Genomic DNA, 26591 nt, shown 5'->3' with positions numbered 1-26591 from the left:
AAAAAAGATCTTGATTTTGTCCATTTATTAGAAATAGAGTTATATGTTAAACTTTTTACAATGATAATGATTATCAATTTCAAAGTATATTTTAGATCTGTTAATTAGGTAAGTGGTATTTCTCAATGAAAAATTTCAGGATGTAGAAAATAACACCTCTACAAACTTTTGGGAGTGTGGTAGACATTGTTAAAGCGTTTTTTTTCTTACTATCAACCATATAAAGGTCTATTCATTCTAGACTTTTCTTGCGCAATCATCGCTGCTGTATTGGAACTTGCTTTTCCACTAGCGGTTAATCGCGTAGTGGATGATCTATTACCTAGTTCAAACTGGAATTTTATTCTATGGGGATGTCTATCATTATTGGGGATATACATTATTAGTTCAGCTCTCCATTACGTTGTCACTTATTGGGGACATAAACTAGGAATTAATATAGAAACCGACATGCGCAAGGAGCTTTTCACTCATGTGCAAAAATTATCGTTCCGCTTCTTTGATAACAATAAAACAGGGCATTTAGTTTCAAGAATGACGAATGATTTAATGGATATCGGTGAAATTGCACATCATGGACCTGAAGATTTGTTTATCGCCATTATGACACTCACTGGTGCATTTGCTTTAATGTATTCAATAAATTCGCAATTGGCCGTTCTTACATTTATTATTATTCCGCTGATTATTTGTTTATCCTTATATTTCAGTAAAAAGATGACGCTAGCATTCAATCGATTTTTTGCAGATATCGCTGATTTTAATGCACGTGTAGAAAATAATGTTAGTGGCATGAGAGTTGTTCAAGCATTTGCCAATGAAGAGCATGAAATTGCTCAATTCAATGAAAACAATGGTCGCTTTCGTCAATCAAAGCTTATTGCTTATCGTATTATGGCTTGGAATTCTTCCGTTAGCTATATTCTTATGAAAATAGTAACGTTATTCGTTCTGCTATGCGGAACTTATTTTGTTATTAATAAACAGATGACATATGGAGAGTTTATTGCTTTTGTTCTCTTATCAAATGTATTTTTAGCTCCTATTCAACAAATCAATGCTGTAATTGAAATGTATCCAAAAGGAATTGCAGGATTTAAGCGTTATATTGATATGCTTGATACAGAACCAGATGTAGCGAATGCCCCAGGTGCAATTAAAGTTCAGCATTTAAAAGGAAATATAACGTACAAAGATGTTTCGTTTAGTTATGAAGGCAAAGAGAATGTTTTGGATAACATTAATTTAACAATTCGCGCTGGAGAAACAGTAGCCCTTGTTGGACCATCAGGTGCTGGAAAAACAACTATCTGTAGCCTCTTGCCACGCTTTTATGACATTAACAGCGGCTCATTAATGATTGATAGTATTGAGACAAGACAAATGACACTTGAGTCCCTTCGCTCTCAAATAGGAATTGTTCAGCAGGATGTTTTCCTTTTTGATGGAACGATTCGAGAAAATATAGCCTATGGGCAGCTTGGAGCTTCAGAAGAAGAAATATGGGAAGCAGCAAAAAGAGCACAGTTAGAAGATATAATTCTTTCACAAACAGAAGGGATGGACACATTGATTGGAGAGCGTGGAGTCAAATTGTCTGGTGGACAAAAACAACGCCTTTCTATTGCTCGTATGTTTCTTAAAAACCCATCGATTCTTATTTTGGATGAGGCTACGTCAGCACTTGATACAGAAACAGAGGTGGCAATTCAACAAGCCTTAACGGAATTATCACTAGGACGTACTACGCTTGTTATTGCTCATCGTTTAGCAACGATTAAAAATGCAGATCGCATAATTGTTGTGACGGAGGATGGCATTGTGGAGCAAGGTAATCATGATGAGTTGCTAGCTGTAAAAGGAGCTTATAGAAGACTTCACCAAGCACAATTTGGGGTTTAGAGGGATAAAATTGGTTAAATATGGGGGAAATAATGTGAAGGAAGAGTTAGAGTTATATGATGTAACAATTATTGGTGGCGGGCCAGCAGGGATGTATTCTGCTTTTTATAGTGGAATGCGTGATTTGAAAACAAAGATTATTGAATATGGACCAAAGCTAGGAGGAAGAATGCTCATTTATCCAGAAAAAATGATCTGGGATGTAGGTGGAGTTACACCTATTTTAGGAGAACAACTAATCTCTCAGTTGGAAGAGCAAGCAAAAACTTTCGATGCAACGATCGTGTTAAATCAGCAAGTAGTAGGAATGGAAAGACTAGAAGACGAAACGTTTATTTTGTCTACAGCATCTGGTGAAAAGCATCATACAAAAACGGTTATTCTTGCTGTTGGTTACGGTGTTTTAACTATGCAAAAGCTAGAAATCGAAGGTGCGGATCGATATGAAGTAACAAATTTACATTATACAGTACAGGAATTAGAGGTATTTCGAGACAAAAATATACTAATTTCTGGAGGCGGAAATTCAGCAGTTGACTGGGCAAATGAACTTGAGCAAATAGCTGCAAGTGTAACAGTTGTTCACAGACGAGATGAATTTGGGGGACATGAGAAAAATGTTCTTAAAATGAGAGAGTCTTCAGTAGATGTGCGTACGCCTTTTGAAGTAGTTCAGTTACATGGTAATGGGGATTCTATAGACCATGTGTCCATTTCTCACATCGAAACAGGTGAAGTTGAGCGAATCAATGTGAACGCAGTCATCGTTAATCATGGGTTGAAGTGTGATTATGGCCCTTTAGCTGAATGGGGCTTGGAAATGGAGAATGATGTAGCTGTTGTGAATAATAAACGGGAAACAAATATCCCAGGTATTTATGGAGCAGGAGATTTCATTGACCATGAGAGCAAGGTAAGGTTGATTGCTGGAGCGTTTACGGATGGAGTACTTGCGTTAAATAGTGCTAAGTTACATATTGAACCAGATGCACCAAAAGTGGCGTATGTTTCCTCACACAATATCCGATTCAAAGAGAAGAATAAGAAAATTGGTTTGAATGACGACAATTATAGAGAAGTAAGAGGTTAATAGGGAGTTGAAAACCGGGCTGGAGGCACCCGGTTTTTTACTGTTTTTTAGAAAACTTCTGATTCACAGGAAAGAAGTAAATATAGCAATGAAAGTAATGGTGTAAGCAAGTATAGAATAATTTCGATGTATTTGAAATGCGTCAGCATAATCGTATAGAGTAAGAAATCTTTTATGAATTCCAAATAATTTATAACAAGGTGGAGAGGAGTATATTCATGACCAACGTTATTTCAGAGAGGAAGCCACTACAACCTCTTACGTTCTATATTCCTATGAGTTTGAGAAGAATAGAAGAATTCAAAGATACATCCTTTAATGAAATAGAGTCATTTCCTAAAATCCTTATCATTTTAGAAGGGAATGGTTTACTTAGTCAAAATGATAAACAGCATGTAGTTTCACGTGGGAGTATATTACTCTGCGACCCCTCTTTTGGAATAGAATATCATTTAAAATCATGTACCCCGTCTCCTCTTCAGGGAATTCTGATTGGTTATCGCTGTTTAACTACAGATGGTTCCAAACCACTTGTTTTAGAGAATGGCGAACCTAGTAAACATTCATCTAAAGTAATAAGATTAGCAAGAGAATTTGAAAATGCATGGAAAAACCAAAGTGATAGAGGACCTTTCTACATACAACAGCTGTTCATCGAACTATTGGCAGAATTTCATGAAGAGTTAAATGAAAAGCAATTGTTGGTAAGTCCTTGGATTGAACAAGTAATAAGTTATATTGACACTCACTATAAGGAAGATTTGACGCGAGAACAGATGGCTTCACTGGCACACGTAAGCCCAGAGCACTTATCTCGTGCTTTTCGTCAGGGGACAGGTCGAACGTTCAATGAGTATCTTTCTCTGATAAGAATTCGGGCATCCCAAAAAAGGCTCTTACATGAGATGCCTAAATTAGATGAATTGGCACAAGAGGTCGGCTATAAAGAAGGTACTTATTTAAGTAGAAAGTTTAAGCAAGTGGTTGGACTTTCACCTACTTCTTATTTTAATAAACACAAACGAGTGGTCGCCCTTAACGTTAATCACACTGCTAGTCTATTAGCATTGGGTATTACCCCGGAGCTAGGTGTGTATTCCACTTGGATGGAAAGTTTGAAGCAAGTGAGTCCAAAGCAAAAGTTAAATGTATGGGAAAATAACGAAGCCTCAATATACGAGAATATCGCTGCTGTTAATCCAGACTTAATCCTGGATTATAAATCAACAAGAGAGAACAAAGCCTTGCTATCAGTTGCCCCGGTGGTTGAACTTCCTTTTATGGACATGAGCTGGAGAGAGCAATTCCGTATCATAGCTGATATTGTGGGAAGGCAACAGAAAGCAGAAGCATGGATTGCGGATTACGATGAAATGATTTGGAACTTTAATCAAAAATTAGATTGCCAGCTAGGAGGGCGAGGGACGGCTATCATATGGGAGATTGGTACAAGTTCGGCTTACTGTATTAACAGTAGCTACGGTAGAGGTAGTCAAATTTTGTATGAAGATATTGGATTTAGTCCCCCTGACTCCCTACTTAACCATGGCATTGAAAATAGGGGCTACATTGAGATGGAGATTGAAGCTATAGTAGACTATCCTGCTGATTACATCTTTATTACGGGAATGCCTTCATCTCTAGAGGGAAAGAAGCGTATGAGCTGTCTCTTTCAGTCTTCCTCTTGGGTGGGCATGGAAGCTGCCAAACAAAATCAAGTTTATTTGATAGATAAGCCTGATTTGTTCTTCGGCTATGATCCGTTGTCTTCTCAGGCTCAAGTATATGAACTAATGAGATTGTTAACATCATAAAAATGAATGGTAACAGATTACTTTAATGCATAGACACTTTAGCGAAGGCATCTTACAATAATAAATGAGAATGATTATCATTATTGAAGGCGGGGGTTTTACAAATGCATTTACAACAATATGATTATAAAAAGAAGATAGGGTTAGTCCTCTTGATATTATTTCTTCTAGCTCTAGTTCTTTCAGCTTGTGGGGAGACAGGTACAGCTCCAAGTAAAAAGAGCGAAGAAATAAAGAAGACAACCGAGAGCACAGGTACTAGCGAGGATATTAAAGTGAAAACAATTACTACAATAAATGGAGAGATTGAAATTCCTGTTAAACCTCAGCGTATAGTAGCAGAAGAATACTTAGGCAGTCTGATAGCTTTGGATATTATACCAGTGGGAGCACCGGAACTAACAATCAAGAACTATTATTTCAAAGAGGGGCTTACGGGAGTTTCAGATACTGGGGTATACGGAAAGCCATCTGTAGAAAATATCCTTGCCCTTAACCCAGATCTAATTATTACTGCAAATGGCGATAACTATGAAATGTTAAGTAAAATAGCACCTACCGTTGTTATTCCCTACGGTGATTTGAAGGGAGTTCACGAAGAGCTCACCTACTTTGGCAACTTACTTGATAAACAAGAGGAAGCAAAGACATGGCTACTCGAATACGATGAGAAAATTGCGGATGCTAAAAGAAAAGTGGATGCTGTTATTGCTGATGATGCAAGCTTCACTATTATGGAGGATGGTGGAAAGTCAACATGGGTATATGGTGATAACTTCGGACGTGGTGGACAGCCGATTTATCAGGCTCTTGGACGCAAGCCACCCAATGGTGTTGCAGACGAAATTATGGAGAAACAATGGGCAGAACTCTCTGAGGAAATGATAGTTGGTTACGCTGGTGATTATATCATTATGACTTCCAATAATCGAACGGTTGAAGACTTCAAGGCAGATCCTGTTTGGGGTAGTCTTCCAGCGGTTAAGAACGATCGCCTCTATGTTTGGCCAGAAGAACGATCATGGTATTATGATCCGATTGCTGTCCTTGCTCAGATTGATGAATTAACTACTTGGCTTACAAGTCTTAAAGAATAGAAGAAATGCTCCCATGTTATCGTCATGGGGGCTCTTTTACTGCATTTTAAACACCCTCTCCTATTGGACTTAGATTAAGAATAGAGGGATTATGGTTAAGTTGCGTGTATTATTATTCTTGAAAAACGATCATTCATCCTATTAACATTGAGAAAAATTTTCGATTGAAGTATTTAATGTAATTACAGGCATAGTTGGAGGAAATTCAATGAATGAAAAGACTACCAATGATTATATTTTGCTTTGGAATCAAGCGACCATTAAAGTGTTGGATGTACGTCATGTAGTACTTAAAATAGGGGAGGAGCTTCGTTCTTATAGACTCCCATCCAGTATCTTTCTTTTTTCAACACGTGGAAGTGCTCGAGTCGTGTTAGATCATACTGAATACATTTTAAAAGGAATGCAACTCATGCATTCGGGTAAAGGAGCAATAATCGATATAGAGTCAGCTGATGAAGAGTTTGAATATTATTTAATTTTTTATAAAGCCTTTATTCCCTCAGTGGGTAATAAAAGATGGGTAGACCTTTTAATACTGAATAATCCATTTCAAAAGCAGTATAGCTTTTCACCGAGCTATCCAATTTCCTTATATCAAAAGGTTCAAACGATGCAAGAAGAGTGGAAGAAGATGAGTTCACTCAATACGTTTCACATAAAATCGCTATTCTATCAATTTGTGTATAGTATTTTGTTAGAACTACATAGATATGGGATTGAAGTGAAAGAACCAGATCTGACAACTCAGGTGAAATTTTACATTCAAGAAAATTACTCTAAACTAATTACTTTAGAATCTCTTGCAGTAACCTTTAGCTATAGTGCACCACATTTATCAGCTTTGTTCAAACAGAATACGAGTTATAGTCCAATTGATTATTTAATTCGAACTAGAATTGAGAGAGCATCAAAATCTTTAGTGGAAACAGATGCTTCCTTACGCGATGTTGCAGCAAGTGTTGGATACGAAGATGTATATTACTTCAGCCGCCTTTTTAAAAAGAAAAAAGGAATTTCACCTACCCAGTATAGAATGCGAGAAATGAATCGTATGAAAACAGGAGATAGTCCTGTAATTGTCCATGGATACTCCATTGTTGGTAGTAAGTCTCAAAGATATATTGATATTGATAATCATTATCAATATGGAGATGAGGGAGATTTACCAATGAACAAAAGAACAAGAACGTCGATGGCAACTCTATTAGTTTGTTTAACACTACTGTTAAGTGCTTGCACAGGTGGTATAACGAATACAAGTGGAAGTTCGCAAGTAACTGCAAATAGCGTAGAAAGCCAAAAGAATTCAGAGAATTCCAATGTTGGACACCAAGTAAAGACGAGAACAGTATCTACTTTGAAAGGTGATATAGAAGTTCCAGCAGAACCACAGAGGGTTGCATCAGACCAATATATGGGGCAGTTATTAAAGTTAGGAATTATCCCTGTTGGTGTGAGAGAAGGCATGTTGACAGAAGCATGGATAGATAAAGCTGGTATTTCCAAAGATATCTTGTCAAATATTGAAAGTTTAGGCGGATTCCCGATGAATGCAGAGAAATTGATTGATTTAGAACCTGATTTAATAATAGGTTCAATAGAAGATAATATTGAACAATATGAAAAAATTGGTACAACTGTCTTCCTGCCATACTGGGAAGGCTTGTCTACCGCGAGCCCGATTGAAAAATTCAAAAGAATAAGCGAAATTTTTGGAAAGGAGCAGGAAGCAGATAAGTGGATTGAGGAGTACGAACAGAAAGTTGAGCATGCCAGAAAGCAAATTGAAGGCATCATTAATGAAGGAGAAACAGTTTCTGTAGTGCAATTAAGTGAAAAAGCAATGTATGTTTTGGCTGCAGAGGGTGGTAACTATGGCAGTACAACAATTTACCAAATGCTACAATTGCCTCCTACAAAGAAGGCGTTAGAAATGAAGGAAGGGTTTGAGAATGTCTCTTTGGAAGTGTTGCCTGAGTATTTGGGAGATCATGTATTTGTATATGTGAATTCTAAAAAAGATGCAGAGGAGATTTTAAGCAGTTCTGTATGGAAGGGAGTTCCGGCAGTTAAGAAGGGACAGGTTTATATATATGGTGAGTTTGGTGATGAATTTGTAATGGAAGATCCGTACTCGCTAGAGCTTCAACTTGAAACAATAGTGAAGGTTTTATCAGAAAATAAAAAGTAATATTTCTAAGTAAGTACGCTATACTGCTATTTGTTCTTACTTTATCTTAACTTATTAAAAAAATTTACCAAACTAGGTTTGAATAAGATACGACTAGAAAGTGCCTGTAAGGGTATGTGTCTAGTCGTATTTTTTATAAAAAGTGTGACGCTTCAAGTTTATCTATACGAAAAAATTATTCAGATGAGTAAGATCGTTATACATAATTTATTTCTAAACATATTGAGTGAACATCTTCCAAATTAACTCTCTCCTGCTTGAAACGTCTGTTTTGTAGAAAATTGATTTCAAATGATCTTGTACGGTGTAAGTAGAGATACATAATGAAGTTGCAACCTCTTTAGTTGAAAAGCCTTTAGTAATAAAATAAAGGACGTCTTTTTCACGTTTCGACAGTTCATAGGTATCCGATAAGAGAATCATTACCTCAGAAGGTGACGCATGCTCAAAGGATACTGCTATTTGTGTAGATTGATCTAAACTATCTAGGCAACTGGCTTGTATAGTGAGGTAAGACTGATTTGGAATAGATAAAGACACCCTAGCTATAGATGTTTTCTCTGATTGTATTGTAGCATTTTCGAGAGCACGTGAACAAACTGCTCTAATAGGTCTAGGGAGTATAGTGTCATCTATATTCTCACAATCCCGAAGGGTGGATAGCCATTTTTGTGCAGCTGAATTATAGGATAAAGGATAAAGACTACTAGATAAAATCAAAATACCGGTTTCTTGATTCAAAGGATTTGTTTTTTTTTCTGGAAGTTCAAGTCGTAGTTTGCGTAAGTATTTTCCAACAATTGGCGTAATAGATGAAAGTAAAATGCGATCATTATCTATAAATAAAGGTTGATGATCTCTCCGAAAAAGTATTAAGAATCCCCAACACTGACCCTCACTTATGAATACAGCACGCATTTCGTCACGAAATCCACTAGGCTGTAAAACCATTCTATAGCGTTCACTCTTATGCAATACTCCATCGGTTGCTTCACTTAATATTGCTACAGTTTCTTTAGATTGGACTAGCTGTTCGAATTGATTAAAATCATTTGTTAAATATTCGTATTCAAATATCTTTGAATGCATTTCTTCCACTAAATCGTCTGATATAGCTCCCGTTGATAGTAGTGTGCTTGGGTCAACCATTGTAAAACAAGAGTAATCGAACGAAATCACTTTACGTAATTCAGTTACAAGGGATTTCCGATAATGTTGGGAAGAAGTAGATTTGCTCTCTAAACTGTGTAATCGTTGCATAAAAATTTTACTTGGCTGTTTTAATTGTTCATTCATTATTCTAACCGTCCCCTTGAATAGTTCTATACAATCCTCTTTTGTAAAATCCCATGTTTGTGGGATAGCATTGTCTATTTTCATCATTATAATTGAGAATGATTATTAATTAATTTTACCTAAAAGAAAAGGTGTAGGAAAGAGAAGATGATATTAACAGAGAAATTATTAATATGTAGTTGTAGCAAAAGGTAATGTGAGTAAGTTTGGTATGACTAAGAATAGAGGTGTAACAATGGAAGAAATGAATAATCTGGATTGGGATCATCCACATGTGGATAAATACGAAGAAAAAATAACTTTGAAAATTCCTTGTTATGAAATGTTACACGATATGATGGATTGTCTATTAGTAGAGCACTTGGGGGAAAGGCATGTAGATATTCATATTGTTGGTGCAGGTGGAGGTCAAGAATTAGTTACTCTTGGGGGAAGGCATAAAGATTGGGTATTTACAGGTGTCGATACTTCAGAAAGCATGTTGAAATTAGCAAGAAAGAGATTAGCTATTTCGAGTAAAAACATAAAGGTAAAGCTTGTTCAAGGAGAAGTGGGGAAATTGAAAGAGAGCAAGAAATATTCTGCAGCTACTTGTATGTTAGTACTACATTTTCTTGATATGGAACGAAAGAAGGTTTTACTAAGGAGTATAGTAGAAAGACTGGATGAGGGTGCCCCATTTTTTATAGCAACTATAAATAGAGATCCAAGTTCTGATTCATTTATGTGGCAGATGAGGGCATGGAAAAACCAGATGCTTTCAAATGGTGTACCAATTGAGGAGTGGAATAGGTTTGAAGAATCTATTGGTGCGTCAATCCACATGCATCCTTCACTCGAAATAGAGTCTTTACTGCAGCGGGAGGGTTTCAAGAATATTACTCGATTTTTTAGCGCCTATTTAGTAGACGGATGGTTTGCTATAAAAGAAGGCGGTGACAATAAAAAATGAAAAAAGACATTGTTGTCGTTGGAGGATATGGGCATGTGGGAGGACAAATTTGTAGGACATTAGCTGAGAAATTTCCGGGAGATATATACGCAGCAGGAAGAAGTCTGGACCGGGCGGAGCAGTTTTGTCAGTCAACATACGGAAAGGTAAAGCCCTTGGAGTTAATAGCTACCAGTATAAATGATTGGAACTGTCTAGATCAAACGAGGCTAGTAATTATGTGTATAGATCAAGAAGACACTGCTTTTGCTAGGAAATGCATGGAGAGCGGTATACATTATGTGGATATTTCTGCAAATGGGTCTTTCTTAAAAAAATTAGAACAGTTAAGAAACGAATCGAATATTGCGACAGGAGTGATGAGTGTTGGTTTGGCACCAGGTTTGACGAATTTGTTAGCTCAACAACTTAAAAATTTATTCGAACAAACAAATTGTATCAATATTTCTATTATGCTCGGTTTAGGTGATAGTCATGGAAAGGCAGCTATTGAATGGACCGTAGATAATCTTAACTCCGTTTTTGAAGTAATGGAGAATAGCAAACTGAAGTATGTAAGTAGCTTCACAGATGGAAGAACTACATACTTTGGGGAGAAGTTAGGACACAGAGAAGCATATCGTTTTCCATTCTCCGATCAACAGTCGCTTACAAAAACATTAGATGTAAAATCTGTAGTTACACGATTATGTTTTGATTCCCGTCTAGTGACTACTGCATTGCACATGTTACGCAGAATTGGTTTGACGAAGCTGCTTTCCAAAAAAAGTGTACGTCCTTTGCTAGTAAAAATGCTGAGCTCGATACGAATGGGATCTGCACAATATGCAGTGAAGGTTGATGCCGAAGGATTAAAAGCAGGTGTAGAAAGTAAATTAGGAGTAACTTTGCATGGAGAAAATGAATCTTCCATTACAGCACAAGTGGCAGTTGCCGTAGCAATTTCCTTATATAGTAGCAAGCTTTCACATGGAATATTCCATGTGGATCAACTTTTTGAATTAGACAATGATGGTGATATTCTTTATTTACGTTTGAAAGAGACAGGGGAACAATTTCTCATTAGCAAATCGTGTAGTATCTCTTACAGCTAATATGGCTAATAGACATTCTAAAGTGAAATAAATAAGCAATAAAAATACTGGATAATTACAGAGTTCAGATGATATGTAATTATCCAGTATTTTAAGGTTGCTTGAAAATTTAAGATATGTGGCCTAGTAAGCGTGGTAATGCCCCAAGAAGTTTTTCTCGTGTAAAGGCATCTCCGGAATTCCATTTAGTTGCATCTACTAAGTAGACATACCCATTCTTTACGGCTGGAAGGTTGTTCCATAAAGGGCTTTTTATCAGTTCCTCTGTTGCTAATCTAGATTCTAGATTTTCAGAAAGTAGCATAAATATACGATCTCCAGCATAGTCGCCTAGTAAATCTATTGTTATTTCTTTGTATCCTTCTTCTTCATCTATTATTTTTTTTATCAACTCACCTGGTTGGAAACCAAACGGATGATAGAGGGATGTTGGTAGGCCAGTACTTCCCATAACAAATAAGCGTTTACCATGATCAAAAACAAACACAGAAGCCGTTTCCCCATTTTTTAATGTGGATTGTAGTTTTTGCCACATCATATTTTCTTTATGATTAAAATGGGCAAGCCAATCCTCAGCTTCTTGCTTTCTGCCTAACCATTTTCCTAATGTTAATATTCGCTCATTTAGAGTTCCCCATGAGTTGTGTGTAACTGTAGGAGCTATTTTTGCGATTTTTTTATATTGTTTTTCATCCGAGTTAGTAAAGATGATTAAATCAGGATTAAGTTTAGAAGACTTTTCTATATCTATTGGAAAAGCAACATCTTGTACATATGGAACATAGCTTTTATAAAAAGATTTATCAATATCCGTCTTGTATCCACCAATAGGCTGTACATCAAAAACTAATAAATCACCAAAAGTTTCCCCATGGTAAATGATTCTTCTCGGGAAAGAAGGAATCTCTACCTCATGACCAGTCCAATCTTTCACAATAACCTTTTGTTTCCTCATACGAGCAAATTGTTTAGGAGGTATGCCTACAACCTGTTTAAAGCGACGATTAAAATAATATTCATCATTGAATCCAACCTGCTGGGCAATATTTCTTAATGGTTCATTTGTTTGTTGAAGTAGTTCCTTCGCATGTTTTATTCTTAAGTTTGTTAGATAATCAAGGGGTTTCTGACCTGTTACTGTCTGGAATATTGTACTGTATTGCCAATGTGGAACTTCAGCAAGGATTGCTAATTGGCTAATCGTAAGTTGTTGATGATAGTTTTCGTGCAAATATTCAATTGTTTGCTCTACTGTTTTAGATGTATCTTGGTGATCTTTTATGTGATGTTGATGTTCAAGTAACACGCCAAGTAACTCATTGAATAGGTTTTGATGTTTTAAATGGTTTTGAATATCTTCGTTACCCTTTAATTTATACAGTTCTTTGGCTAGTCGACTGAAGCGGGTAAATGGATAGACAGTGTATTCAACTTGATTTGAAAATAATTTATCGGTATAAGTTAATGGTATTTGTTGCTCAATCTGAATAACAGTAAATGAAAGTTTATAATAGCTGAACTTGTTCATAGTCGAATCCATCAAGTCCATGACGGATCCAGGAGTAAGTAAAAAACTTTTGAATGGTGTTATAAGGTATGGCTTGTCATCAATTGTTAATTTGCCATGGTCGTTTCCTATAAAAATAACTAACGTATGCTGTAGAGCCGTAATATTTTGTAAGATTGTATTTAATGAACAAGTAATATAGTCAATTTGAGATAAATGAAAAATGTACGATGTATTAGGGGGGATTGATATTGAGTTCATTAGTTATATCACTCCTTTACGTAATTGAAAATGATTATCAATTACTATTGTATAAAAGATAAAGAGGTATTTCAACTAAAGCTGAAATACCTCTTTAATTACTATTTTTTTAGTATCGTAGGAATCTCGTCTAACAACCAGTCTCTTGTGGATGCGTCACTAGATGTTTTTAGAAGATCGAGGGTGTACACTTTTCCATCTTTTACAGCAGGTAATCCATTCCACACCGGACTATTGATCATATCTTCTGTTGATTGTTTAGCTTCATCTGTTTCTGGTGTCAGAATGAAAATTCGATCGCCAGCAAATTCAGGAAGAAGTTCTAGTGATATTTCTTCAAATCCTTTTCCCGCATCTAGGATTGGCTGAATTTTATCTCCTGGTTTAAATCCATCTGGGTGATAAAGAACCTGTGAAAGTCCTGTAGCCGCCATTACGAATAAACGGTCTCCTGGATAATAGGTGAAAACAGAAGCGGTTTCTCCCGGTTTTAGAACCCCTTGTTCAGTGAGTTGTTTCCACATTTCTTCTTCTTTGACTTTGTAGTCATTAAGCCATTTAGTTGCTTCCTCGTTTTTGCCAAGTATGCCTCCAAGTTCTACTATGCGTTCATCTACTGGTGCAAAAGTATCGAAGACTAAAGTAGGTGCAATTTTAGAAAGCTGCTCGAAAACCTTTTCATCTGTATTTGCAATAATAATAAGGTCAGGTTTTAACTCTAATACTTTTTCTAAACTGATAGGAAATCCTACATCTTCTACATTTTGTACATTTTCTTCAAAAACATGGTCTGTAATCCAAGAATAAGCTGCACCAATTGCACTTACATCTAGCGGTAAAAGATCACCATAATTCTCTCCGTGATAAACAACTCGCTCAGGCGAAACAGGGATATCCACCTCGTGACCTATGTAGTCTTTATAAGAACGAGTTTGTTCAACAATTTCCTCTTTCAGATTTGATTCGTTATTTTGGTCTTTTTTTGATTCTTCTTTTTGTGAGTTACATGCAGTTAATATTCCTACTATAAGCAATACACAAAAGAAAAATCCAACTTGTTGTAATTTCTTCATATTATATTTCCTCCAAATCAATTCTACTCTAATGAATGATAATGATTATTATTATCATTCATTAGAGTAGATGAAATAGTTTTCTCTTTCAATGGACAAAAAACAAATACTGATTTATTTTTGTACAAAATTAAGGAAGAATGAATCAATTGCAGAATTAATTTTAGAAGGATAGGATAATCCACTGGTTGTAGTAAAGCATGTGCACAAAGTCGGGCCTCCCAATTATTTTTCTATTCTCTTTATAGCTTAATGAAGGAGATTCATACTATAAGTCGAATAAAGAATTTAAAGATGCGAAGAAAGGGGGAAGATTAGTTGTGGGTAAAGCATTAAAAAGATTATATGGATCTTACGATATACCGAAAGAGATTAATCAGTTGATAGAGCTTGAAGAAGATTTACAAAAAGTAGACTTGTCACTTGCGATGATAGGGTTAATACCAATAGTTGAATTCCATCCTTATTCCATAACACCACCAGATTTAATTCCTTTCGCAGAAACAGGTGGTGATGGTATCCACCTTGGTTTTTTGACTGATTTTGGATTGGTTTCGGATTTAATGGATGCACCAATTGTTTGTGTTTCACCGACGAATGATCCGCCTATCAGATATATAGCGAGAAACTTTAAAGAATTTATGAACTTGGCCTTGGCTGTGCCTTATGTAGAAATGCTCGAGGGATTTTGGGCGATTCAAGATGAAAAGAATATAAGTGAAGCAATGAAAGAATTTGTTAATGAAACTCCTGTAGATTGGGTAACTATGCGCGCGCATATTTACAACCGGTTAAAACAATCTTTTTCAACTGAGCAAGTGAATATTTTCCATTATTTTCATCAAATAAAGTTAGAGAGAGCAGAGCAAATAGCGATGCAAACGTTAGATGGACTTGGTATTATGGGACAAAGTAATGGGAGCAGTTATTCATTTGCAGCAAATAGAAACTGCGATGAGCTAGAATTGGAAAGAATGGCACACTATTTAAACGCAGCAAATTTAGTAGAAAAGTTAGCTTTTGTACGGGACGCACATTATTGGTGTATATTAGCCCCAGACTATGATGAGGCAGTATCGAACATTATTATTAAATTACTAGAATCACTTGATTTAACGGATGAGGTAAATAGAGTGGTTGGGGAAATGTGAAAAAATTGGTCTATCCGCTTTTTACGTTGGGGAAGCTGGAATCGGTCGAATCGATCAAATCGATCAATCTCTTCTAAGAATCAATCGATCTTTGTGGATAATCGATCAATCGCAACCTCTCTGCCCAATAAGTCCCCCTTTGCAACAAAATTACTTGAAATCGAAAATACTGAAACGTTGTTAAATCAATGTTTTGGTATTTTTTATTTTGCATATTTTAAGCTCGAAAGCCGCTTTCAGCAAGCTTTTTAGTCAGTTAGAGTAACAATTCAGTGTAATCTAGTCAAATTAGAATATTATAAAAATAGGTGTTGATTTTGAAAAGGCTTTCATTGTATACTTTCACTAAACCGATTTAGTAAACCGATTTAGTATATGTTTTGAGAAGGGGATTCTTATGAAAAATGTAACAATGGCTGACGTAGCGCTTAAAGCAGGTGTATCGAAGAGCACAGTTTCCCAATTTATTAATAATCGATTTGAGTATATGGCTGAGTCAACTCAAGAGAGAATCCGAGAAGCGGTAAATGAGCTTGGATATATTCCAAACTTTATAGCGAAAAGTTTGAAACAAAAAAAATCTGCCACTATTGGTGTCATCGTCGCGAATATACTTCATACGTTTTCAACAGAAACGATTCGCGCGATTGAAGATGAATGTGGGGTAAATCATTTCCATCTATTTGTTTGTAATGCAGATGATGATCCAGAGAAAGAACGAGATTATATTGATATGCTACTGGCGAAGCAAGTGGATGGTCTAATTATTCTTCCAACAAACGGAAATGCTGATTTATATAAACGACTAAAGGCAGCAAACTTCCCAATCGTCTTTATCGATAGAAAAATTGATGAGCCAATGTATCCAACTGTATTACTAGACAATAAAAAGGCAGCGGAACTTGCTGTGGAGTCGATTCTTCAAAAAAACAGGAAAAAAATTGCAATAGTAGCAACTTCCATTATCCGTAATGTAACACCTCGTGTGGAGCGTATTAATGGATTTAAACAAGCCTTATCTCAAAAAGGGATTGAGTTTAAGCCGGAATGGATTATAGCTGTAGAGCGAGAAGATATAAGAAAGAGACTGGAGGAAGTTTGGTCTTCTTCGGATAGACCTGAAGCCTTTTTTGCAACCAATGATTTGTCGTTAGTTGAGTTACTTAAGTTTATTAAAGAGAAAGAAATTCAAGTTCCACAAGATGTGAGTATTATTGCAGTGGATGATTCTCCATTTTTAGAAATTTTCACACCGCCAATCACTGTTATCAAACAGCCTACTTTTGAAATGGGAAAAGAAGCCGTGAAAAAATTGTTGAAGTTGATGGGGACAGAAACTTTAGAAGAATCTTATGAAACGAAACGCTACACGCCGATTTTGATAGAACGGAATTCAGTATAACTGGTTAGGAGAATAGTAAATGTCAAACAATTATAAAGTTTTAACGGTTGGAGACGCAATGATTACGATGAATCCTGTAACATCTGGACCGCTTCGTTATGTTACTCACTTTGAAAGAAAACTCGGAGGTGCGGAACTTAACTTTGCAATTGGTTGTGCAAGATTAGGACTCAATCCAAGATGGGTAAGCCGATTAGGAAATGATGAGTTTGGCCGAGTTATTTATAACTTCGCTCGTGGTGAAGGGGTAGATGTTTCACAAGTTAAGTTTGTTGAAGACCATCCAACTTCTGTGAATTTTAAGGAAATAAACGGATCTGGTGCTGGGAAAACTTTTTATTATCGTCATCATTCTCCAATGTTAACGCTTAAAAAAGAAGATATTTCGGATGATATTTTAGATGATATTAGTTTAGTGCATTTAACGGGTGTTTTCTTAGCAATCGATAAACGAAATTTTGAGATTGTGGAACGAATTTTACAAATAGCGAAGCAAAAGTCTGTGCCAGTTTCTTTTGATCCAAATATTCGATTAAAGCTTTGGACTATTGAAGAGGCAAGAGAGACATATGAAAAAATTTTCCCGTATGTGGATATATTGTTGACAGGTCTAGACGAAGTTAAATTAATAACTGGCTTTGATTCTGAAGGAGAGCTAGAAGCATTTTCTAAAAAGTATCAGATTGCTAACTTGGTAATTAAAGACGGGGAAAATGGTTCTAGATTATATCGAGATAATATATGGACAAAAGTAAGTGCATTTGAAGTTCGACCAATAGACACTGTAGGTGCGGGAGATGGTTTTGATGCTGGATTTGTATACGGCTATCTACATAACTATTCACCAGCAGAAACATTGAAGTTCGCAAATGGTATCGGAGCTCTTGTAACAACTGTCTCAGGTGACAATGAAGGACTTCCTTATTTACAAGAAGTGAATGCATTTATTCATGAGGAAGTAATTATTGAGAGGTGAATGTATGAACACAGTTTCTATGATTCTTATGGAAATGACGGATGTTTGCACGAATATTAAAAAGGATGAATACGACAAGCTTGTCGATTTATTTAAACAAAAAAAACGTTTTTTCTTCAGTGGTGAGGGGCGATCAGGATTGATCGCAAAAGCAATAGCCATGCGGCTTATGCATAGTGGCCAAACAGTATATGTTATTGGCGAAACAACCACTCCAGCGATAGAAAAATCGGATGTATTGCTTGTTATCTCGGGATCAGGGAAAACAGCAAGTACATTAAATATCTTAGAAAGCGCTTCAAAAGTTGGAACTCATATTTTTCTTGTTACAACAAATGCCGAAGTGCTTGATACGTATGAGGGCTTACTAATTCCAGCGGCTACAAAGCATCGATTAGAAGGTGAACCTAAAACGATTCAACCATTAGGCAACCAATTTGATCAGGCAGCACATTTACTATTAGATGCAGCGATTATTGATAGCCTTGATAACCAGCTCTTGAATGAAGAGATGAAAAAAAAGCATAGCAATTTGGAATAGGGGAATTACAATGTCGACGGTTACGATAAATCATGAAGAAGCCCAGCAATATACGAAGCAAAAATTAGTTTCCGCTGGTCTTATAGAAGCACATGCAGAAAAAGTAGCAGAAATTCTTGTTCATGCGGATTTAAGAAATGTTAATTCGCACGGTGTTTTAAGAACAGAGCATTATGTGAATCGTTTAAAAGCTGGTGGTATTAATCCAATTGCAAATATTACATTCAATCAAACAGGTCCTGTGACTGGTGTCGTTGACGGTGACCACGGTTTTGGTCATGTCATTGGAGATACTGCGATGGAACATGCGATACAAATGGCGAAAGAAAATGGAGTAGGTATGGTGACTGCCATGAACAGTAGTCATTGTGGAGCACTTAGCTATTTTGTACAAAAAGCGGCGGAAGAAAATTTAATCGGTATAGCAATGACGCATACAGATAAAATTGTTGTTCCGTTTGGAGGGAAGTCGTCTTTCTTAGGGACAAACCCAATTGCATACGGAATACCAGCAAAAAGACATAAACCATTCATCTTAGATATGGCGACATCGACAGTTGCACTTGGAAAAGTATTGCAATTCGAAGCTGAAGGTAAGTCAATTCCTGAAGGATGGGGAGTTGACGCAAATGGACAAGGGGTAACGGATCCAGCGGAGGTTGTTTCTTTAACACCATTTGGTGGGCCTAAAGGATATGGACTATCGCTAATTGTAGATATTTTTTCAGGTTTGCTCGCAGGTGCCGCATTTGGCCCGCATATTGGAAAAATGTACGGTGACTTAGATAAAAAACGTAAATTAGGACATTATTTCTGCGTCATCAATCCTGCAAACTTTACAGACTTAGAAACCTTTTTAACAAATATGGACCAGATGATCGATGAGCTACATCAATCTGAACCCGCTCCCGGGTTTTCTCAAGTGTATATACCAGGAGAAATTGAACAAATGAATGAAGAAAAGAATCGTGTAAATGGAATTACAATTGCAAAAACGGTGATGGATTATTTAACAGAATAAGGTATTTGAAAGGGGGGATTTCTAAATCATATTTTGGGTACTAACCGTGGTTAATCGTAATAAAAAAATAAAATTAAAAGGGGTATACACACATGAAAAAAATGAAATTGTTTTCAGGAATTCTAGCAGCAACACTTCTATTAGCAGCTTGTAATTCTGGAGGAAGTAGTGAGAGTGGTTCAAAAGAAGAAGTAATCAAATGGAAATTCGGTCACTTAGCTGATGAAAATCATATTTGGCATAAAACGGCAGAAGAGTTTGCTAGTTTAGTAGATGAAAAAACAGATGGACAAATTAAAATTTCAATTTTCCCAAATAATTCACTTGGTGGAGAAACAGATACGATTAATGCAATTGAAGCTGGAACTGCGGACATGGTGATTTCTGGTGAAACGATGCAAAACTGGGCACCAAAAGCTGCGCTAATGGCTGTACCATACGCATTCCGTGATTTAGAACATGTGAAGACAGTTGTTGGCGGAGAAGTTGGGAAAGAAATTGAAGCTGATATTAAAGAAAAAGTGAAATTAACACCACTTTACTATCATACTCGTGCACCTCGTAACTTAACGTCTAACGACAAAATTGAAACACCTGCAGATTTGAAAGGTTTCAGCATGCGCGTACCTAACGTACCATTATTCTTAAAAGTTTGGGAAGCAGCTGGAGCAAAACCACAAGTTATGGACTTTAACGAAGTATTTACAGGATTACAACAAGGTGTAATTGGTGGGCAAGAAAATCCAGTGGACTTAATCCAAAGTGGTGGATTATATGAAGTGCAAAAATATGTTAACCGTACAGAACATGTTTACTCTTGGATTTATGTATTAGTAGGTAACAAGCAATTTGCAGCATTAAATGAAGACCAACAAAAAGCAGTAGTAGAAGCAGCTAAAGAAGCGCAAGTGTTCGGTGATGCGTTATACACAGAAACAATTGAGAAAATCGAAGCTGATCTTAAAGAAAAAGGGATGGAATTTGTAGATGTTGATCAAGATGCATTCCGTGAAATCATGCTACCAGCAATCAAATCTACTTTATCACCAGAGCAATTTGAAATGTATGAAAAAATATTAAACGCTAAGTAATACATGAAAAGGCACTTCTGACAATCATCGTCAGCTGTGCCTTTCCTATAGAAAGGAAGGCAGTGTACCATGGGGAAAATAGTTGAGAAAATTTTAGGCTTTCTAACAGTTATCAGTCTTGCAGGAGTAATAATCACTGTAACTATCCAAATCATGTCAAGATACTTACCTTATACAGCCATTTGGACGGAAGAGCTAACACGCTATTTATTTATATATGCCATTTGCTTTGGGGCACCACTAGCATTAATTAGAAATGAATTTATCAATGTAGATTTAATATTGAACAAAATGTCGAATAAGTTTCGACGTTATTATGAGGTAGTAATCTATATTAGTATTTTAGTATTAAGTGTTGTCATGATTTTTGAAGGTTACACATTTACATTAATCGGGCATAATCAAACTTCGGCAACTATGCCATTTCAAATGTCACTTATTCATGGAGCAATATTAGTTATGTCTATCTTTTTAGCAATCTATTCTATCGTGAAAATTGTTGACCTAGTACGCAATGAACAAGACTACACCCAAGACTATGGAGGTGAAGACCTATGATGGCTTTGTTACTTTTCTTATCTTTTCTCGCTTTAATCTTTCTAGGTGTTCCAGTTGCATTTAGTTTAGGTTTGTCATCGCTATTTTATCTATTTATGAATGATATTCCACTTACTATTATTCCTCAAAAAATGTTCGGTGGCTTGAACTCCTTCGTATTATTATGTATTCCTGGGTTTATATTGGCAGGTAACTTAATGAACGCAGGTGGTATAACGGATCGTATTATTCACTTCGCAAATAACTTTGTTGGTCATATTCGTGGGGGTCTTGGTCTTGCGAATGTTGGTTCTTCCATGGGGTTTGCAGGGATATCTGGAACTGCTTTGGCCGATGTATCTAGTATTGGTGCAATTATGATTCCAGCAATGAAAAAAGAAGGATACGGGGCAGGATTCTCAGCTGCTGTAACGGCATCTTCATCTACAGTAGGACCAATCATTCCTCCTTCTTTGCCAATGATTATTGTAGGAACGCTTGCATCTGTCTCTATTGGAGACTTGTTTTTAGCAGGTGCTTTACCAGGACTATTATTAGGGTTTGGTTTGATGATTCCCACGTACATTATTTCGGTAAGACGTAATTATCCAAAAGGTGAGCGTAAAAGCTTAAAGGAAATTGGGAAGAGCTTTACAGGTGCATTTTGGGCATTATTTATGACAGTAATTATTTTGTTTGGAATTTTAGGTGGATATTTCACACCTACAGAAGCATCTGTAATTGCAGTTTTATACGCATTAGTTGTAGGGATTTTTATCTACAAAGAATTACCTATTAAAAAGATTCCATCACTTATGCTAGATTCAATGACAAGTACAGCATCGATTATGCTATTAGTTGGTTTTGCAAACTTGTTTGGCTGGATTATGGTAAGTGAACAAATTCCACAATTGGTAGCTAGTGTGATTTTAGGGATTTCAGATAATCCAATTATCGTTATTTTATTGATTAACTTATTACTGCTATTCGTAGGAACATTCATGGAAACGATCGCAGCATTAGTAATTTTGTTCCCAGTATTATTACCGGTTGCAATGGAAGTTGGTATGGATCCAGTACAGTTCGGGGTAATGATGGTATTGAACTTAGTTCTTGGATTAATTACACCTCCAGTTGGTGTGTGTTTGTTCGTTGCATCTCAAATTGGAAAAGTGTCCATTGGGAAAACAACGAAGGAATTGATGCCGTTTTTAGGCGTTGGTTTAATTGTGTTGTTATTAGTAGCTTATATTCCACAAATTACGTTATTTTTACCAAATCTATTAAAGTAGGTGTATAGATTGATGAAAGCTGTGTTAATACCAAAGGCGTTAGAATTGCAGTTAATCGATATTGAAAAGCCACAATTAAAAGAGGCATCTGACGTACTTGTGAAAGTAAAAAGAGTCGGTATTTGTGGATCAGATATGCATATTTATCACGGAACGAATCCATTAGCAACTTATCCACGTATTGTTGGGCATGAGGTGACAGGAGAAGTTGTTGAGGTAGGTTCTGAAGTAAGTAATGTAAAAGTTGGTGATCATATAGTAGTGGAACCAATCCGATCTTGTGGAACTTGTTATGCATGTCGTAACGGTAGACCAAATGTTTGTGACAAGCTTTCTGTTTTTGGGGTTCATGAAGATGGGGGCATGCGTGAATTTATCGTATTGCCTGAAAACCAACTACATGTTGTTGATGCAAATTTAGACTGCGATGAGGCTGTATTAGCTGAACCATATACGATTGGGGCACAGGCTGTTTGGCGTGGTGGTGTTTCTAAAGGAGACACAGTGCTAATTCAAGGTTGTGGTCCGATTGGAATTTGTATTTTAAAAATGGCAAAAATCAATGGTGCAACAGTGATGATGACAGATTTAAGCCCAGAACGTCTTGAGTTTGCTAAAGAGAATGGTGCAGATTTCGTGATTGATGCTGGAAATGAAAATGTCATTGAACGAGTGCAGCAAATAACGAATGGAGAAGGAGCAAACGTAGTAATAGACGCTGTTTGCTTGCCTTTTACATTTGAACTTGGCGTGGAAGTAGCTTCTGTTGCAGGTACAGTTGTAGTGCTAGGTTTTGATGAAAAACCTTCTGCAATAAAACAATTGCCGATTACGAAAAAAGAGTTAACAATTGTTGGCTCACGTTTACAAACGAAGCAATTTGAAAAAGTTGTAGCTTTATTAAATGAAGGAAAGTTACGACACGATGGATTGATTACACATCGTTTCTCTATTAATGATGTGCATGAAGCATTTTCATTTGTTGAAAATAATCCTGATAAAGTTCGAAAAGCAGTTATTATATTTGAGTGAGGAGGAAGAGCATGTTTCCAAAGTATGAAAGTATAAAAAAGGCTGTAAACGAGAAGGTTGTAGCAGTTGTCCGTGGTAGCTCTTTTGAGGAAGCAATTGCTGTTTCAAAAGCAGCAATTGCAGGTGGTATTAATGCAATTGAAGTAACTTATACAACTCCACAAGTAAGAAAAGTTTTTGAGGCATTAATAGACGAAGATGCAGTTATCGGAGCAGGGACTGTTCTAGATTCTGAAACTGCAAGAGATGCTATATTAAATGGTGCACAATTTATTGTAAGTCCGAATTTTGATGAAAATATTGCGAAACTATGTAATCGATATAGTGTTCCTTATTTCCCGGGCTGTATGACAATTGCTGAAATTTTACGTGCGGTTGAAAGTGGATGCGATATCATCAAGCTGTTTCCTGCGAATCAATTTGAACCGAGCTTTATTAGTTCTGTAAATGGACCATTACCGAACGTACGAGTGATGCCAACGGGTGGTATTTCATTGAAAAATGCGAATGCATGGTTAGATGCTGGAGCGGTGGCAGTTGGTATTGGTAGTGACTTAACGAAAGCTTACCGTCAAAATGGTGCAAGTGCTGTTACTGAACTTGCGAAACAATATATAGAACAAACTGGAGGTGACAAAAGATGAATATGACTTTTCGTTGGTATGGACGCGGAAATGATACGGTAACACTTGAACAAGTGAAGCAAATTCCGAATGTGAAAGGTATTGTTTGGGCGCTTCATTCAAAACCGGCTGGTGATGTTTGGGAAATGGAAGAGATTCGTTCCGAAATAGAATATATTCAATCTTTTGGATTTCATGCAGATGTTGTGGAAAGTGTGAACATTCATGAAGCGATTAAACTCGGTAATGCAGAGCGAGATCTGTTTATAGAAAATTATAAAGAAACAATCCGCAACTTATCCAAATTTGGGGTAAAGGTTATTTGTTATAATTTCATGCCGGTATTTGATTGGACAAGAACAGATATGTACCATCCATTACCAGACGGATCGACGGCATTATTCTATGAAAAAGCAAAAGTAGAAGGGCTGGACCCACTTGAGTTAGTGAAAACAGTTGCTGATGCGAGCGACTTAACTTTACCTGGATGGGAGCCTGAAAAAATGGCTCGCATTGGTGAGTTGTTTGAAGCGTATAAAGAAGTAGATGAAGAGCAGCTATGGGAAAATCTAAGCTATTTCTTACAAGCGATACTGCCGGTAGCAGAAGAGTGTGGAATTAGAATGGGTATTCATCCAGATGATCCACCATGGCCTATTTTTGGTTTGCCTCGTATTATGACTGGTGAAGCAGGCATTAAACGCTTACTAGCTATTTCAGATTCAAAATCGAATGGTCTGACTTTTTGTACAGGATCACTTGGTGCAAATCCATCAAACAATATGGTTGATTTAGCTTCGAAATATGCACAATATTCACCTTTTGCTCATATTCGTAATGTGAAAATATTCGATAATGGAGATTTTATCGAAACTTCTCATTTAACGGAAGATGGCTCAATAGATATTACAAATGTAGTGAAAGAACTTGCTGCAATTGACTATGACGGATATGTTCGACCGGATCATGGTCGTCATTTATGGGGAGAGAAATGCCGTCCAGGATATGGTTTATATGATCGTGCTTTAGGAATTATGTATCTTCATGGCTTATGGGATGCTTTTAAGGTGAGTAAACAGGAGGATTAATAATGATACCTATACACGAAAACTTGTCTGGACAAGTAGCAGTCATTACTGGTGGGAGCGGAGTATTATGTTCCCGAATGGCTATAGAGTTAGCAAGACACGGCGTTAAAGTAGCCATTTTAAATCGTACAGAGGAAAAAGGAAAAGATGTTGCAGAGGCGATTGTTGCAAATGGTGGAGAAGCCATTGCTGTCGCTGCAGACGTTCTTGATCGTTCTTCATTAGAAAGTGCGCGTCATTTAATAGTTGAAAAGTTCGGTCGAGTGGATATTTTGATAAATGGAGCAGGTGGAAATCATCCTGACGCAGTTACTTCCGTAGAGACATATGATGGTGACAAGGCGGAGAAGTCATTTTTTGACTTAGAGGAAAACGGATTTACGCAAGTATTTGCGACAAACTTTACTGGTTCTTTTTTAACAAGCCAAGTTTTTGGTCGTGAATTGTTGAAAAATGATTCATCTATTATTTTAAACGTTTCTTCGATGAGTGCGTATTCTCCTATGACAAAAGTTCCAGCGTATAGTGCTGCAAAAGCTGCGATCAACAATTTTACAATGTGGATGGCGGTGCATTTCGCAGAAACAGGATTGCGTGTAAATGCGATTGCTCCAGGCTTCTTTTTAACAACTCAAAACAAAAACCTTTTGTTGAATGAAGATGGAACATACACATCTAGATCTGAAAAAATAATAACGAGCACTCCTATGAAGAAGTTTGGGAAGCCAGAGGACTTATTAGGCACGATGCTATGGTTAGTAGATAGTTCCTACTCAGGATTCGTAACCGGTATTACAGTACCTGTTGACGGCGGATTCATGGCGTATTCAGGTGTGTAATGGATACGATTAAAATTCAACTGGCTTTAGATAGAATGGCGATAGAAGACTGTATTAATTTAGTGGAGAAAACTGAAAAGTATATTGACTGGATTGAAGTTGGTACAGGTGTCATAAAAGAGTATGGCATGACTGCTGTTCGCGAATTAAACGTTCGTTTTCCCGATAAGACGATTGTAGCGGATATGAAAACTTGTGATGCTGGAAAACATGAAAGTATACAGGCTTTCAAGTCAGGTGCAAATATAACGACTGTTATGGGATTCGCTCCGAATGCGACGATCAAGCAATGTTTAGAAGTTGCAACTGAGTATGGTGGAGAAGTGATGATCGATCTACTTGGTATAGAAAACGCTGACCGAGTGAAGGAAATTTATACACTTGGTGCGAGACTTTTCTGTCTTCACGTTGGGAAAGATATGCAACAAGATGGTGAATTAGCGACATCTTCTTTGTTTCAGTTAGTAGAAGGTTTGGAAGGTATTCGTATTGCGGTTGCAGGTGGAGTGACCGATAAGACAGCTTCAGAGCTTCTATCAGCAGGTGTAGATGTTCTAATTGTTGGTGGATTTATTACTGGAAATACAGATCCAGAGGCTAATGCGAAGTTGCTTTCACATGCTACGAAAATGAATTAAATTTGTTTAGGCCAAAGATAAAAGGCAGTTGGAATAAGTTCATTCCAACTGCTTTTTTAAGAGTAGGGATCGATGAAGTG

Annotated in this window: 23 protein-coding genes; 20 read left to right on the top strand and 3 right to left on the bottom strand. The window is 36.7% G+C overall.

Going from position 1 to position 26591, the window contains the following annotated elements; genetic code table 11:
• The first annotated feature begins 186 nt into the window (after positions 1-186).
• The 5 genes from RUH95_RS16905 (at position 187) to RUH95_RS16885 (ending at position 8097) form a co-directional block, all read left to right on the top strand.
• Entirely contained in the window at positions 187-1902 is a 1716-nt protein-coding gene (locus RUH95_RS16905) for an ABC transporter ATP-binding protein (protein WP_313894075.1), read from the top strand.
• A 34-nt stretch (positions 1903-1936) separates the two neighbouring features.
• Entirely contained in the window at positions 1937-2992 is a 1056-nt protein-coding gene (locus RUH95_RS16900) for an NAD(P)/FAD-dependent oxidoreductase (RefSeq protein WP_313894074.1), read from the top strand.
• Positions 2993-3210: 218 nt separating this feature from the next.
• Complete coding sequence (locus tag RUH95_RS16895; protein ID WP_313894073.1) at positions 3211-4806, top strand: ABC transporter substrate-binding protein; 1596 nt, start codon at positions 3211-3213, stop codon at positions 4804-4806.
• Between the two features lie 104 nt (positions 4807-4910).
• Positions 4911-5903 carry an ABC transporter substrate-binding protein gene (locus tag RUH95_RS16890; RefSeq protein WP_313894072.1) on the top strand — a complete coding sequence of 331 codons (993 nt, stop codon included), beginning with the start codon at positions 4911-4913 and terminating at the stop codon, positions 5901-5903.
• Positions 5904-6111: 208 nt separating this feature from the next.
• A complete protein-coding gene (locus RUH95_RS16885; protein ID WP_313894071.1) occupies positions 6112-8097 on the top strand; it encodes an AraC family transcriptional regulator in 1986 nt (661 codons plus the stop codon).
• Between the two features lie 213 nt (positions 8098-8310).
• Here the strand turns inward: RUH95_RS16885 and RUH95_RS16880 are convergent, their stop codons facing one another.
• Entirely contained in the window at positions 8311-9393 is a 1083-nt protein-coding gene (locus tag RUH95_RS16880; protein WP_313894070.1) for a helix-turn-helix transcriptional regulator, read from the bottom strand.
• Between the two features lie 235 nt (positions 9394-9628).
• On the opposite strand from RUH95_RS16880, the gene RUH95_RS16875 reads away from it, so the two are divergent.
• Positions 9629-10345, top strand: a complete 717-nt coding sequence (locus RUH95_RS16875) for a class I SAM-dependent methyltransferase (protein ID WP_313894069.1) — start codon at positions 9629-9631, stop codon at positions 10343-10345.
• On the top strand, positions 10342-11439 hold the full coding sequence (locus RUH95_RS16870) for a saccharopine dehydrogenase family protein (RefSeq protein ID WP_313894068.1): 1098 nt from the start codon (positions 10342-10344) through the stop codon (positions 11437-11439). Before RUH95_RS16875 ends, RUH95_RS16870 begins: the two co-directional genes overlap by 4 nt.
• A gap of 109 nt (positions 11440-11548) precedes the next feature.
• On the opposite strand, the gene RUH95_RS16865 is transcribed toward RUH95_RS16870, so the two are convergent.
• Together RUH95_RS16865 and RUH95_RS16860 are read right to left on the bottom strand one after the other, a co-directional pair.
• A complete protein-coding gene (locus RUH95_RS16865) occupies positions 11549-13207 on the bottom strand; it encodes an ABC transporter substrate-binding protein (protein ID WP_313894067.1) in 1659 nt (552 codons plus the stop codon).
• Between the two features lie 101 nt (positions 13208-13308).
• Positions 13309-14280 (bottom strand): ABC transporter substrate-binding protein, encoded by a 972-nt coding sequence (locus RUH95_RS16860; RefSeq protein ID WP_313894066.1) that lies wholly within the window; start codon positions 14278-14280, stop codon positions 13309-13311.
• Between the two features lie 320 nt (positions 14281-14600).
• On the opposite strand from RUH95_RS16860, the gene RUH95_RS16855 reads away from it, so the two are divergent.
• The 13 genes from RUH95_RS16855 (at position 14601) to hxlA (ending at position 26511) form a co-directional block, all read left to right on the top strand.
• Positions 14601-15431, top strand: a complete 831-nt coding sequence (locus RUH95_RS16855; RefSeq protein WP_313894065.1) for a hypothetical protein — start codon at positions 14601-14603, stop codon at positions 15429-15431.
• A 397-nt stretch (positions 15432-15828) separates the two neighbouring features.
• Positions 15829-16833, top strand: a complete 1005-nt coding sequence (locus RUH95_RS16850; RefSeq protein WP_313894064.1) for a LacI family DNA-binding transcriptional regulator — start codon at positions 15829-15831, stop codon at positions 16831-16833.
• A 19-nt stretch (positions 16834-16852) separates the two neighbouring features.
• Positions 16853-17809 carry a sugar kinase gene (locus RUH95_RS16845; RefSeq protein ID WP_313894063.1) on the top strand — a complete coding sequence of 319 codons (957 nt, stop codon included), beginning with the start codon at positions 16853-16855 and terminating at the stop codon, positions 17807-17809.
• 4 nt (positions 17810-17813) lie between these two features.
• The gene (gene hxlB, locus RUH95_RS16840) at positions 17814-18350 is read left to right on the top strand and encodes a 6-phospho-3-hexuloisomerase (protein ID WP_313894062.1); all 537 of its coding nucleotides are present in this window, start codon (positions 17814-17816) and stop codon (positions 18348-18350) included.
• 10 nt (positions 18351-18360) lie between these two features.
• On the top strand, positions 18361-19371 hold the full coding sequence (allD, locus tag RUH95_RS16835; protein ID WP_313894061.1) for an ureidoglycolate dehydrogenase: 1011 nt from the start codon (positions 18361-18363) through the stop codon (positions 19369-19371).
• Positions 19372-19463: 92 nt separating this feature from the next.
• The gene (locus RUH95_RS16830) at positions 19464-20462 is read left to right on the top strand and encodes a TRAP transporter substrate-binding protein (protein WP_313894060.1); all 999 of its coding nucleotides are present in this window, start codon (positions 19464-19466) and stop codon (positions 20460-20462) included.
• Positions 20463-20531: 69 nt separating this feature from the next.
• Positions 20532-21020, top strand: coding sequence for a TRAP transporter small permease (locus RUH95_RS16825; protein ID WP_313894059.1), 489 nt, complete (start codon positions 20532-20534; stop codon positions 21018-21020).
• Positions 21017-22291: a TRAP transporter large permease gene (locus RUH95_RS16820; protein WP_313894058.1), complete on the top strand. Its 1275-nt coding sequence runs from the start codon at positions 21017-21019 to the stop codon at positions 22289-22291. The genes RUH95_RS16825 and RUH95_RS16820 overlap by 4 nt, the downstream gene beginning before the upstream one ends.
• 12 nt (positions 22292-22303) lie before the next feature.
• Positions 22304-23323 (top strand): zinc-binding alcohol dehydrogenase family protein, encoded by a 1020-nt coding sequence (locus RUH95_RS16815; protein WP_313894057.1) that lies wholly within the window; start codon positions 22304-22306, stop codon positions 23321-23323.
• Between the two features lie 11 nt (positions 23324-23334).
• The gene (locus RUH95_RS16810; protein ID WP_313894056.1) at positions 23335-23967 is read left to right on the top strand and encodes a bifunctional 2-keto-4-hydroxyglutarate aldolase/2-keto-3-deoxy-6-phosphogluconate aldolase; all 633 of its coding nucleotides are present in this window, start codon (positions 23335-23337) and stop codon (positions 23965-23967) included.
• Positions 23964-25034, top strand: coding sequence for a mannonate dehydratase (uxuA, locus tag RUH95_RS16805; protein WP_313894055.1), 1071 nt, complete (start codon positions 23964-23966; stop codon positions 25032-25034). Before RUH95_RS16810 ends, uxuA begins: the two co-directional genes overlap by 4 nt.
• 2 nt (positions 25035-25036) lie before the next feature.
• Positions 25037-25873 carry an SDR family oxidoreductase gene (locus RUH95_RS16800; RefSeq protein WP_313894054.1) on the top strand — a complete coding sequence of 279 codons (837 nt, stop codon included), beginning with the start codon at positions 25037-25039 and terminating at the stop codon, positions 25871-25873.
• The gene (gene hxlA / locus RUH95_RS16795) at positions 25873-26511 is read left to right on the top strand and encodes a 3-hexulose-6-phosphate synthase (protein ID WP_313894053.1); all 639 of its coding nucleotides are present in this window, start codon (positions 25873-25875) and stop codon (positions 26509-26511) included. The genes RUH95_RS16800 and hxlA overlap by 1 nt, the downstream gene beginning before the upstream one ends.
• The last annotated feature ends 80 nt before the right edge of the window (positions 26512-26591 follow it).

The organism is Psychrobacillus sp., from assembly GCF_032154225.1.
GTDB lineage: Bacteria > Bacillota > Bacilli > Bacillales_A > Planococcaceae > Psychrobacillus.
Note: the sequence above shows the minus strand (reverse complement) of the source record. Positions and strands in the feature narration are given on the sequence as shown.